We start from the raw sequence: 13046 nt of genomic DNA on the forward strand, positions 1-13046 counted from the left end.
ACATGGAATTTTTAACAAAAATTGTACAGGTTTCCTTACAAAATCGATTGTTAGTCTTAGTTTTCACAACATTACTTGTGTTTGGCGGAATTTATTCATTAAAACATTTAAAAGTAGATGCAGTTCCCGACATTACCAATGTTCAAGTACAAGTGATCACTACTTCACCCGCACTCTCAACCCTTGAAATAGAACAGTACATCACTTTGCCAGTGGAACGAGCCATCACAGGGATTCCAAACCTAATTGAAGTAAGGTCTGTTTCTCGATATGGATTTTCACTAGTCACAGCTGTTTTTGCAGATGGAACAGATCTATGGAAAAGTAGACAATTGGTCAGCGAAAAATTAACAGAAGCATCTGAAAACATTCCTGCGATTTTTGGAAAACCCGTTATTGGGCCTATCACCACTGGTCTTGGCGAAGTATTCCAATTTACCTTAGAAAGTGAATTGCATAGCCAAATGGAGCTCACCACTTATTTGAATTGGTACATCAACCCAACACTCAAAACTGTTCCAGGAATTGTCGAAGTCAATAGTTTCGGTGGAAAAACGAAACAATACCAAGTCATTGTAGATCCATTTAAAGCAGCTTCACTTGGCGTTTCCTTGAACCAAATTGTGAATGCAGTACAAAGTAATAATCTTTCTACAGGCAGCGGATATATCGAAAGATCCGGCGAACAGTTGATTGTTGGTAGTGATGGTTTATTAAAATCAAAAAATGACTTTGAAAAAATTCAAGTAGGAAAAATGGGAGATGGGTTTCCTATATATTTAGATAACATTGCAAATATCATAGAAGGACCTCGGCTACGAAAAGGTGCTGCCACAGCCACAGGTAAGTCGGAAGTGGTTGGTGCCGTGACTCTTATGTTGCTGGGTGAAAATTCACTAGAAGTCACAACAGCGGTAAAAGATAAAATCACACAAATCGAAAAAACACTTCCAACAGGAATGAAAATTAAACCATATTACGACCGTTCCATTATGGTGAAAAATACACTAAATACAATTGTTTGGAATTTATCAGAAGGTGCCATCCTTGTGATCATCATTCTTTTTCTAATGATCGGTGATTTTCGATCAGGGCTTGTGATCGCATCGATGATTCCGCTTGCAATGTTATTTGCCATCAGTCTTATGTTTTTACGTGATTTACCAGCCAATTTAATGTCTATGGGGGCCATCGACTTCGGACTCATTGTGGATGGTGCGGTAATTCTCATTGAAAATTCACACAGGAGATTGGGGTTAAAACGAAAGGAACTCAAAAGAGATCTGACTGATGCAGAACAAAAAGAAACTATTTTGAATGCAACGATCGAAGTTAGAAAAGCAACCATTTATGGTGAGATTATCATAGGAGTTGTTTACATTCCTATCCTTACTCTCAGTGGGACCGAAGGTAAAATGTTTATCCCCATGGCAACAACCGTTTTATTTGCGTTACTTGGTGCATTTTTTTTGACACTCACCATTATTCCCGTTTTGGCTTCCTATTTTTTGAAAGGAGGACATATAGCAGAAGCAGAAACTCCTTTTTTCCAAAAAATCCATCAATGGTATACACCTAAGTTAGATTATTGTTTGAGAGAGTCCAAAAAGGTTACCTATTCGACCATTGGAATCTTAATTCTATCCATCTTTTTATTTTTCCGTTTGGGTGGAGAATTTTTACCAAAATTGGATGAAGGAAATTTACTAATCGAAGTTAGCCGATATCCTTCCACCACTTTAACAGAATCCTTACTATCTTCCATTAAAATTGAAAAAACTATTCTTAAAGAAATTCCTGAAATCACAGAAGTGGTTTCCAGAACAGGATCGCCTGATCTTGCTATCGAACCCATGGGTGTTGAAAAAACAGATATGTATTTGGATATGAAACCAAGATCCGAATGGAATCTTACCAAAACTGAAATCGAATCCAAGTTACAAGAAATCATTGAAAGGGTCGCACCACAAGTGGCTTATGGATTGTCTCAGCCGATTGAAATGCGTAACAATGAAATTATGGCGGGAATTCGTGCCGATGTCGGAATCAAAGTCTTTGGTGATGACTTAATCCAACTAAAAACAATCGCAGAGGAAATCTCTACCAAAATCAAAAACATCCCTGGTGTTGTAGATCTTAGAATAGAACAACTGTATGGACTTGAGTATTTAAGAATCAAACCTAACAGAGAAAAATTGGCAAGATATGACCAATCAATATTAGATGTGAATCGAGTTACAGAATCTATTTCTTCTGGAGTTCCTGCGGGGATTGTTTACGAAGGAATGAAACGATTTGAAATTGTAGTCAAAACGGACGTTGGACAAAATCTAGAACAAATCAAAAACATTCCTGTAAAAGTTGGGAAAAACACATTCGCTCCGTTACACGAACTATCGGAGATTCAGATTGAAGATGGACCTGTTCAGATTTATCATCAAAATCAAAATCGTTATGCTCTAGTTCAGTTTAACATTCGTGGAAGTGATATGGTTAGCACTGTCAATGCCGTTCAAACCGTGTTACAAAAAGAAATTAAATTTCCGCCAGGTTATCATTATACAACTGGAGGAGAATTTGAAAAGTTTGAATCGGCAACAAAAACATTGTATGTTGTTGTTCCAATCACACTGATTATTATTTTTTTAATCCTCTATTTTGCGTTTAACGAAATATCGGCGGCAACGATCATTTTTTTAAACGTACCTTTTGCCATCACAGGCGGAATTTTCGCGCTTTATCTCAGAAATTTGCCATTCAGTATTTCTGCAGGAGTGGGATTTATCGCCTTATTTGGAATTGCAGTACTCAATGGACTCGTACTGATTAGTTTCATTCGTAGTTTGGAACAATCAGGTAAAAAGAAAGAAGATGCGGTCAAAGAGGCGGCCATATCACGACTACGGCCAGTCCTAACCACTGCCCTACTTGCATCAATTGGATTTATACCAATGGCAATTAGCACATCACCAGGTGCAGAAGTCCAAAGACCTCTTGCAACCGTAGTGATAGGAGGGTTAGTCACAGCTAGTGCACTGACCCTCTTTGTTCTTCCTTTAGTTTATTTGAAGTTTGCAGCAAAAAAAGTTTTCATACTATCAAAAGACGCATAATCTGCTTTTTGATTATAAGCAAGACCAGGTAACCCTTGTTTTTCGGAACCTGGTCGAGTGAATCCATGAACTGCACCAGGATGAGAAACAAAAGTGACAGGAGCTTTTGCATCAGTGACGGTTTTCACAAAGGTTTCCACAGAAGCCTTAGGTACAAATGGATCGTCTGCCCCATGATGTACTAAAACTTTACTTTTTATCTTTTTGGCACCCGTTGCCAAATTTTTGCTACCAAAAAATCCATGGAAAGAAACAACTCCCCCTTTTAAATCTGCACCATCTAATGCTAGTTCAATGACTCCTCCGCCACCAAAACAATATCCAATAGCACCAATTTTACTCACATCTACATTGGGATTCGATTTTAAAATATCTAAGGCTTTGTAGATTTTTTTAAGAATTACTTTTGGATCCCCATTCGCACCAGAAAGTTTTCCAGCCTCCACATGATCCTTTGCAATGATTCCTTTTCCATAAACATCCATCACAAATGCAACATAACCCAAATCAGCTAATTGTTTGGCACGTTGTTTTGGATAATCGTTTAAACCCCACCATTCATGGATCACAAGAATTCCGGGTCGTTTGCCTGTAATGGAAGAATCAACGGCGAGAAAACCTTCATACGTTTTCCCGTCCAATTTATATTCCACCGGACTGCCTGTGACTGTTGATTTAACGGGTAGTTGTGAAGTTGGCACGCTTGCACATTGAATGGCAAAAACGAGCGTAAGAATGGAAATCAGTTTTTTCATACATCTCCTGTTCTGCCAAAAGGAGGGACGATTTAGTCCCGAGGCAGAGATAGATTTAGAATTTTAATTTGAAACTGTAAAAAAGAAACCTTATTTTCTGCTTAGTTCTGTCAGAATTTCAACTTTAGAGGAATCCAATCACTATGTTCTTTTTTGTATCCAAAATTAAAAAAATTCATTAATGAACCGATCGGTTCATTAATTACAATCATTCAATTTTTTTTGTTATACGAATATTTTTTAATCGCCTCACATTCATAAATTTTATCTTCTAATCCAAAAGGAATTTATATGATCCAAAGTAACTATTTTCAAACCAACGAAGACTTAAGGGAACATTTCGAAGATTTGATAGATTGGAATGAAATTGTACCAATCTACGAAAATCAATTTTCAGATTCCAAGTTATATTTAGAAAATAATAACCCTAAACTAGAATACGCACCATCTAATGTTAGTGAGGCGAAATCGTTTTATGAAGAAATTCTAAAATCTTGTGGTGAAATTAGTGGGATGTATGTTTCCCAAGTTGCTTCCATTGTAGATTCGAAAGGACTTAAATTTGAGAATGGAAACGTAATCCACCCACAAGAGATGGTGGATGTAGTCCAAATGTATCACGATGCAGGACTTGGTCCGGCAGCTTTCAAAAGAAAATACGGCGGACTTGGAACACCAAGTATCATCAAAGCGATGATCGCTGAGTTAATGTATAGATCCGATAGTTCCATTACAATAGCAGTGGGAAGTATGGGCCTAGCCGCTATCCTAGAAGTTTGTGCAACCGAAGAAATGAAGAATGAATGGATTCCAAAATTAATTTCAGGAAACTATACTGTCACCATGGGACTATCGGAACCGGACTTTGGATCTGACTTACCAAATATCACAACCAAGGCAATCAAAAAAGATGATAAGTGGTTTCTGAATGGAACCAAAAGATTCCAAACAGTTGCTTGTGGTATCAATGGAAGTCCAGGAATCACACTTACTCTTGCGAGAACAGGAACTCAAGAAAGCGGAGCGCGAGGACTTTCTTTTTTCATCGTTGAAAACAAAAACTACGCCGTACAAGGAATTGAAAAAAAATTAGGAATCAAAGCATCTGCAACATGCGAAACCGTTTTTGAAAACAGTGAAGGCCATTTGGTTGGAAAAGAAGGTTTCGGACTTGTGAAATATGTTATGGGAATGCTCAACGGCGCACGCCTCAGCGTATCTTCCCAAGGAACGGGAATCGTTACAGCAGCTTACGAAGAAGCTCTCAAATATGCGAAAGAAAGAGTTCAATTCGGAAAACCCATTTATGAAATTCCAGCCGTACGTCGTATGTTGGATCGAATGGAAAGGGAATTGGCGGGAATGCGTTGCCTCATGGTAGAGGCAGCATATTCCGTAGATAAATACTATTGGTATGAAGATGGAAGGACACCTACCCCAGAAGAAACAAAAACCGGAAAATTTTGGGAGAAGGTAGCAAATACGCTCACTCCTATTTCCAAATACTATAACTCTGAAATGTGTAATGATCTAGTATATGACGGATTACAAGTATTAGGTGGTGCAGGATATACAGAAGATTATGATCTTTCTAGACTTTATCGAGATGCCAGGATCACCAATATCTATGATGGAACCACACAAATCCAAGTCAACGCAGCCATTGGAGGAATCACATCAGGGATGAGCCCGACAGGTACATTTCGTGCTTACTTAGATCATCTTGCAAAAGGTTCGGAATCAAATCCAAAACTTCTAGAAGTTCGAAATCTTTTTGAGTCCATTGTGGAAACATACAAGTCGATCGAAAACCAAGAGACCAAAGAAACATTTAGTTTTGAAGTAGTCGAATCAGCAGCAAGAGTGGTAGTCGGCTACTTAATGGAAAGAGCAAAAAACAAATCTTCGAAACGAAAAGATTTACGCACCACCTGGTGCAAAGCCTTCCATGCTGATAGTCTGGCAATCCTTTCCGCAAACAAAATCAGACTCACTGAAAGATAAAAAAAAGGGTCCTCGTCATGAGGACCCGAAAGAAAGGAAAGGGATGAACTCACCACAATGCGCTAGTGGGAAGTCCAAAATTGTTCAGGTTAAGTGAGAGTAACGGATTTCTCTTCTGCAGGAAGGGAGATCTGGAAACTGGGTTGTGAAATCATACCTTTTGGTTCCAAATATACTTTTCGATTCCCCATTAATTTTCCCGCGATAGAATCTGGAAAAGAGTATGCAATGATTCGTTTCCAAACAGAAGCAAACTGCTTTAAAAAACTTCCTGTGTTGTAGTGTTGACCATACTTTGCACAAATTTCTTTCAAACGAGGTGCAACTTCACGATAACGTATCGCTGGCATACCAGGGAACATATGGTGTTCAATTTGGTGACTTAAGTGGCCAGTCATTGTATAAAACAACTTACTACCTTCCAAGTTAGACGAACCTTTGAGCTGTCTTAAATACCATTGTGCTTTTGTTTCACCAACAATCTCTTCAGTAGAAAAGGATTCTGCATTTTCTGTGAAGTGACCACAGAAAATCACTGCATATGTCCAAAGGTTACGAATTAAATTCGCAATCATATTCCCTAAAATGATTTTTGGAAAATTAAGTCCGGCAAGTACTGGAAACAATAAGTAATCCTTTACAACCTGTAGTTCAATTTTTTTAAAGAACACTTTCTTAAAATCTTTTAAGGTTCTTTTATTTCTTTGTTTTTTGGGAATTTCTAAGTGTTCAACACGGAATCCATGTGCACCAATTCCCCATTGAAAGTTCATAGCAAGGAATAGATTAGTGAAAGGCTGTGTCAAATGAACCGGCTTCCATTTTTGCCCTTCTGTCAAACGTGTAAAATTATAACCATAATCATGGTCTTTGTTTAAAACATTCGTAAAGGTATGGTGCATATAGTTATGATAAAATTTCCACTGATGTGCATCACAGACGATATCCCACTCGAAAGTTCTTGAATTAAAACGTGGATCGTTCATCCAATCATATTGACCATGAAGGACATTATGACCAAGTTCCATATTGTTGATAATTTTAGATGTCGCCAGTAACAAAGTCCCAGCAACAAAAGAAATTGGTTCAAAACTAAAATGGATGAGTCCTCTACCCAAAATTTCTGTATAACGATACGCCTTATAAATGAATCGGATATGATCTGCATCTTCCTTTCCGACTTTGGACATTACTTCTTCTCGAAGTGATTCTACTTCTTTACCAAATGCTTCAATTTCTTCGTTGTTTAACTTTTTACTGATCGTTCTCATATTATTTTCCTATGAATATTTCGTTTATTTTAATCTGTTTAGAGCCTTGAGTTCTCAGATCTAAAGTTCTAATTCCACATTTGATTCTGCACGAGAGATACAAATTTGAATATTTTCTTCACCTAACTCAGATACTTCGCCTTTAGATAAATCAGTCACAGAACCTGCAGATTTTTTACAAACACAAGTATGACAAATCCCCATCCGACATCCACTTGGCGGATAAATTCCTTGGTCTTCTAGTTCTTCTAGAAGGGAACGTTCCCCTTTTACTTGAATTGTTTTGTGACTCAAAGAGAGAAACACATCCACCGTTCCCGTTTTTTTGACTTTCAACTGCGATTGACCTGGCAAAAGAAAAAGCTCTGACTTTACTTCATTTCCTTCTAAAAGGGAAAGCGCTTTGGTTTGCATTGGTCCTGGGCCACAAACATAAACAGAATAAGATTTAATATCATCGGTATATTTCTGTAAAATTTCTTTGGTCAGAAAACCTGAATCAAAACCTTCACGAGGAACGTCTGAAAAAATATAACGAATCTCTAAAAAGCCAGTTGCTTTAGCAATTTCTTCTAATGAAGAATGTAAGATGATGTCTTCATAGGACCTAACAAAATACAAAAGTGTGGCTTTTCCTTTGAATTGGTTTGCCTGTAATTGTTTGAGAATGGAATGAATCGGAGTGATTCCACTTCCACCAGCCAAAAATAAAATTTTAGAAGGTAAAACCTTTGGAAGAACAAACTCACCCGATGGCTCTCCGAGTTCCAACAAATCTCCTTTTTTAATATTCTGATTGATAAAGTTGGAAACAAGACCACCTGCTTGGCGTTTGACGGTGATACTAAGATACTTTTCACCAGGGAAGGAAGACAAAGAATAAAACCGAGTGACACGTCTACCTGCGATTTCAATTGTCACTGGTACATGTTGGCCAGATACAAATCCTTTCCAAAGCCAATTGGGTTTTAAAACCAATGTCTTTGCTTCAGCCGTTTCTTCGCGGACGGCAATGACCTTGGCTTTGACCGCCGTTACCGAAAATCGGGGATTGATTTCCCCTAATAGGAAATCTGCCCAATCTCCAGGTTGGAGGAATTTCAAAAATTCCTTTGGTTGGTTGTAGATAAAAGGAAAGGTTTTCATTTTCGCCTCATATTTCGCATTTAAGTGAACACTCGTTCACAGAGATATTTAATAGTGTTAATTTACGTCGTTAGCTATGTCAATCCCTAATTCTCCGTTTAGTCCTTGCTTTTTAAAAAAAAGTGAACAATCGTTTACTGAATTCACGCCATGAAACTCAACAAACGCTATGCCCAAAAACTTCGTACCCATAGCAATCTGCTCGAAGGAGCTTTGCGATTGATGGGGGAAGAGAAAGGTTTAGGCGATTTGAGCCTTCGAGAAGTGGCGGGTGAGGCAGGAATCGTTCCAGCCGCCTTCTACCGGCATTTTAAAAATATGGAAGAGCTCGGTTTGTCACTTGTGGATGAGTGTGGAAGCCGAATCCAGACGATTGTAGGGGATGCTCGCACCAAGGGAGCCTATAAGTCAGCTTTGCAACTTACGATTGGATTTTTCTTTGATTATGTTACGAATAACCGTTCCCTCTTTCGTTTTATCGCCAGGGAAAGAACCGGTGGGAACCGAAAGATTCGGGAAAAAATTCGTGAGTCAATGAAATCAATTGCAACGGAACTTGCGAAAGATATGCGAATGCCAAAAATGATTCCTGTCGAAGACATCCAATTTGCATCTGAATTGATTGTGAGTATTTGTTTTCAAATGGCTTCCGATTTTTTAGATCTGGCAACGGACGCCCATTCAGAGATGAGAAAATTAAAATTACAAACGATCAAACAAGTGCGATTGGTTTTTATCGGCACAATCCGAGGAAGAAAACGAAAAGATAAGTAAAATAAAAACTAAATCAATAGATTTAGTTTTTATCTGATTGATGTAATGGGAAAGAAATCATGATGTTAAGACCTTCCCCTTTCTTAGAAACAGATGAAAGGACTCCTTTTAACTGGGAGGTGAGACTACGAATTAGTTCATAACCGAAATGATTTCCTTTTTCTATGTTCACGGAATCCGGCAAACCTTCTCCATCATCTCCCACAGACAAAATGATATTTTCATTGGAACGTGACAAGTGGATGCGAACATCACCACCTTTTTCATTTGGATATGCATACTTTAAGGCGTTGGTTAATAGTTCGTTTAGGATCAAACCAAGTGGCAAAGTTCGTTTTAAATCCAAACGAATTTCTTCTAACTTAACATCAAATCGAATTTTTGTAGGATTCAGAACAAAAATATCATGAAGGCTAAACACTAAATCTTCAATGTACTTACGCAAATCTACAGATTCCAAATCTTCAGATTGGTATAAATTTTCGTAAACCTTGGACATGGACATGATTCTGGATTGTGCATTTAAAAACGATTGTTTGGCGACGTCGTTTTCAACTTTAAAAGATTCTAAATTCAAAAGTCCTGAAATGATGGCGAGTGTATTTTTAACCCTATGTTGTAATTCTTTTAATAAAACATCTTTTTCTTCCAAAGATTTTGCGAGTCGGCCTTCGATATCTAAAATTTTTGTGACATCTAAATTGATCCACAAAATGAACCTTTCGCCTGCAATTTCAAAGGCCTGGCTGAATACCATGACATCAAATTTATTACCGTCCAAATGCGTGACAGACATTCTTTCGCCTGCCATCCGACCTTTTTCTTGGTAAATTTGATTGAGGCGTGCAAGTTGTTCGGGATTACTCCAGGCCTTAAACTCTGTTGTTTTTCTGCCAATAACCTTTGCTTTTTCCAATTGGAAGATGGATTCCATAGAGGAATTTATATCCAAATAGGTTCCATCTTTGACTGTAGAAATCGCCATGGCAATAGGACTGAGTTGAAATACCTTTGCATAAAGGCTTTCCCCGTCTTTGGGTGGAACCATAACAGGAGCATTTGGTGTTTCTCTAAATACAATAACGACTCCACTTAAATTCATTTCAGAATCTAAAATAGGCGAAATTGTTTCTGTAACATGTGTTTCGCGACCACTACGAGAAACTATAATAAGATCATTTCGTCTTTCCGTTTTTTCGAGTCCACTTAATGCATTCAGAAAGGGATAGGAAACCCGTGTTCGAGCATCTGCCTGAATTAAATATAAAAATGAAGAAAGGTCTTTTTCTAAAACTTCTGATTTGCGATGCCCCAACATATCCAGTGCTTTGTGATTGATTTCACGAATCAAACCTTCAGGCGAAAGAACGATCACACCATCTCCCATAGCTTCAAAAGTAATCCGAAGTTCTTTTTCTCGAAATGCTAACGTTTGTTCTGCTTGGTAAAGTTTGAGTGCAGATCGAATCATACATTCGATGATATCGGGGCTGGAAATTTTTGGAATAAAACCATAGTGTTTTATTTTGCAAACACGATCTAGAATTTTATTATCTGAATAACCACTAACAAAAAGAATTGGAATCTCACGATACGATAGAATTTTTTCGGCAAGTTGGATTCCATCCATTCCATCAGAAAGATTAATATCCATAAGAATCAAATCTACTTTTTCACCTGATGTGATGTAGTTGTATGCATCGTTTGTATTTGATACATACTGCACGGAATACCCTTTGTTTTTGAGGAATTCTGACTGTGAAATAGCCAATATGGCTTCATCTTCCACAAGCAAAATATGACCTAAACTATGTTTGATTTCCGTAAATGGCATAGAGTGTTCTATCGATTTTCATAATGAGGCGGTATAAAAGCAATCGATTAAGATGATAAATTTTTATGAAAAAAAACGAAAACATCTGCAATAAATTTTTCCTGTAAATGTTGAACAAATGTCAGTTCTTAACTTCCCAAAAGACAACAAAACTTAGGATTATGTCGATTTTTAAGCACAAACGGATGTTCGTTGACATAAATATTACGTAAGGTTCCAAACTACGGATCGTTTTTATATCAAATGTTCTTTTTTCATATATCTAGACAGAAACATACAGAGTATGCACTCGTACAAATCATACTGCGTAACCTAATTACCGATGATAAAAAAATAACGAAAAGGAAAAAAGACAAAACTTAAGGAGTAGTACCTAACTAATGTTATCAATACAGTAGCGAAACTCGATTTACGGTTCGAAGAAAGCGAGGTTTTCTGGACCTTCATGAATCACAATCCTTCGGATTTTTCCATCCGAGGATTTTACATCCTCTTTCAGACCGTAATAAAACCAACGAGCCACATTTTCAGAAGTCGGGTTGATTCCTTTGAAGTCTGGATGGTCGTTGATCAAAATGTGGTCAATGGAATGCACAAGTTCCAAAAGTTTGGTGCGGGCAGTTAAAAAATCGTATGAAATACCATCTGGACGAATGTTCGTATTTCCTTCTAAAAAAACCTCTACCTTCCAGGAATGGCCGTGGATGGGCTCATCTGAGCCATCGGCAAAGTACTGGTAGAGGAAATGGGCGGATTCAAACCTTCCCTCAATGCGGACGTAAAATTTCCCGTTTTCTTGGGTAAACATTCCATTGACGAATAGAGCATAGTCCAATATTTGTATAGTAATTTCCTTCCTGAGGGTTCTTAAGATGACCGAAACAACAAAACCGCGCTTTTTTAAAGAAATGACTGTGGGTGAAGCGATCGCAATCCATCCAGAAGCAGGGCTTGTTTTCTCCAGCTACCATTTAGGTGGATGTTCACACTGCTCCATTAACGAAGTTGAAACCATTGAACAAGTTTGTATGGGTTATGGTGTAGAAGTAGACACTCTCATCGATTCCCTAAACAATCTATTTTCTGAAGAATAAAACCAAGTTTTCCACTTCGTACGACAAGGGCCGTTGCTCGGCCCCCGTGTTTTCTTTCCCCACTCAAAACATAAATCGATAGGTCTACGATGGCTAAAAATTTTGTACGTTTTCAAAGTAAAAACCGAATAGATTGGGGATTAATCTCCGGTGAAGAAATCCTTCCGTTGTATATAGGCGATTTGACAACCAAAGATTTATTAGTTGGTCTTCAAAAAAAAAGAATCAAAACTCCGACAAACATTTCATCGCAGAAAACAATTCCCCGAAACAAAGTTACTATTTTGTCGCCAATCACGGCTCCCTGCCAGGTGATTTGCCAAGGGGCAAATTATAAAAAACATTCCTTAGAAGCTGGACTCAATCCAAAATCAAAAACATATAATTTGTTTTTTACTAAGTCCGATTTGTCTATTACATCTGCTATTGGCGATGTGATCCGACCCAAATATGTTGAACTATTAGATCATGAAATTGAATTGGGAATTGTATTTGGAAAAGAAATCAATGAAGAACTTGATTTGCATTCTTACAACCCGAAAGAATATATTGCTGCTCTTTTCATTGCCAATGACATTTCGGCAAGGGACATTCAACTTCCACAATTACAATGGTATAAAGGCAAATCTTATAGAACTTTTTTTCCTGCAGGTCCCTTTCTTGCTGTATTAGAGCCAAATGATTTTGATCAATTCGATTCGTTAGAATTAAACTTAACTGTCAATGGGCAATTGAGACAATCCGCAATGGCAAACCAAATGGTATATCCACCGAAAGAAACCATTGCCGAACTTTCCGGGTTTTCTCGTATTCAAGTTGGAGATGTTTTATTAACAGGAACACCTTCTGGTTGTGCGCTTAAGGCTCCAGGAAAACTAAAACAAATATTTGCAAGTTTTTTACCTGAACACAAAAAATGGGAAGTTTTTATCAAAGGACAAAAAAAACGTAAAGAATATTTACAACCTGGTGATGTTATCAAAGCAAACATTCGCACTCCCGATGGAAAAATCAATTTGGGAGAACAAATCCTTCAGGTGAAACAAGGTTAATTT

10 protein-coding genes are annotated in these 13046 nt (G+C 37.7%); 5 read left to right on the forward strand and 5 right to left on the reverse strand.

Annotation, left to right across the window (positions count from 1 at the left end; translation table 11 throughout):
• Positions 1 to 2 precede the first annotated feature (2 nt).
• Entirely contained in the window at positions 3 to 3113 is a 3111-nt protein-coding gene (locus EHR01_RS12870) for an efflux RND transporter permease subunit (protein WP_135695169.1), read from the forward strand.
• On the opposite strand, the gene EHR01_RS12875 is transcribed toward EHR01_RS12870, so the two are convergent.
• A complete protein-coding gene (locus tag EHR01_RS12875) occupies positions 3062 to 3868 on the reverse strand; it encodes a dienelactone hydrolase family protein (RefSeq protein WP_135695170.1) in 807 nt (268 codons plus the stop codon). The genes EHR01_RS12870 and EHR01_RS12875 overlap by 52 nt on opposite strands.
• Before the next feature lie 291 nt (positions 3869 to 4159).
• Here EHR01_RS12875 and EHR01_RS12880 point away from each other — a divergent pair, with 291 nt between their 5' ends.
• On the forward strand, positions 4160 to 5872 hold the full coding sequence (locus EHR01_RS12880) for an acyl-CoA dehydrogenase family protein (protein ID WP_135695171.1): 1713 nt from the start codon (positions 4160 to 4162) through the stop codon (positions 5870 to 5872).
• 89 nt (positions 5873 to 5961) lie between these two features.
• Here EHR01_RS12880 and EHR01_RS12885 read toward each other — a convergent pair whose 3' ends face one another.
• Complete coding sequence (locus EHR01_RS12885; protein WP_135695172.1) at positions 5962 to 7143, reverse strand: fatty acid desaturase family protein; 1182 nt, start codon at positions 7141 to 7143, stop codon at positions 5962 to 5964.
• Positions 7144 to 7203: 60 nt separating this feature from the next.
• Entirely contained in the window at positions 7204 to 8289 is a 1086-nt protein-coding gene (locus EHR01_RS12890; protein WP_135695173.1) for a flavin reductase family protein, read from the reverse strand.
• A 150-nt stretch (positions 8290 to 8439) separates the two neighbouring features.
• Here EHR01_RS12890 and EHR01_RS12895 point away from each other — a divergent pair, with 150 nt between their 5' ends.
• Positions 8440 to 9063 (forward strand): TetR family transcriptional regulator, encoded by a 624-nt coding sequence (locus EHR01_RS12895; RefSeq protein ID WP_135695174.1) that lies wholly within the window; start codon positions 8440 to 8442, stop codon positions 9061 to 9063.
• A 22-nt stretch (positions 9064 to 9085) separates the two neighbouring features.
• Here EHR01_RS12895 and EHR01_RS12900 read toward each other — a convergent pair whose 3' ends face one another.
• Together EHR01_RS12900 and EHR01_RS12905 are read right to left on the reverse strand one after the other, a co-directional pair.
• Positions 9086 to 10897 carry a histidine kinase dimerization/phosphoacceptor domain -containing protein gene (locus EHR01_RS12900; protein WP_135695175.1) on the reverse strand — a complete coding sequence of 604 codons (1812 nt, stop codon included), beginning with the start codon at positions 10895 to 10897 and terminating at the stop codon, positions 9086 to 9088.
• Between the two features lie 409 nt (positions 10898 to 11306).
• Positions 11307 to 11705 (reverse strand): 6-carboxytetrahydropterin synthase, encoded by a 399-nt coding sequence (locus tag EHR01_RS12905; protein ID WP_135697324.1) that lies wholly within the window; start codon positions 11703 to 11705, stop codon positions 11307 to 11309.
• Between the two features lie 64 nt (positions 11706 to 11769).
• On the opposite strand from EHR01_RS12905, the gene EHR01_RS12910 reads away from it, so the two are divergent.
• Together EHR01_RS12910 and EHR01_RS12915 are read left to right on the forward strand one after the other, a co-directional pair.
• Positions 11770 to 11991, forward strand: a complete 222-nt coding sequence (locus EHR01_RS12910) for a DUF1858 domain-containing protein (RefSeq protein WP_002973441.1) — start codon at positions 11770 to 11772, stop codon at positions 11989 to 11991.
• Between the two features lie 89 nt (positions 11992 to 12080).
• The gene (locus EHR01_RS12915) at positions 12081 to 13043 is read left to right on the forward strand and encodes a fumarylacetoacetate hydrolase family protein (protein ID WP_135695176.1); all 963 of its coding nucleotides are present in this window, start codon (positions 12081 to 12083) and stop codon (positions 13041 to 13043) included.
• The last annotated feature ends 3 nt before the right edge of the window (positions 13044 to 13046 follow it).

Origin of the sequence: Leptospira mtsangambouensis (genome assembly GCF_004770475.1) — a bacterium.
In the GTDB taxonomy this organism is placed as follows: domain Bacteria; phylum Spirochaetota; class Leptospiria; order Leptospirales; family Leptospiraceae; genus Leptospira_A; species Leptospira_A mtsangambouensis.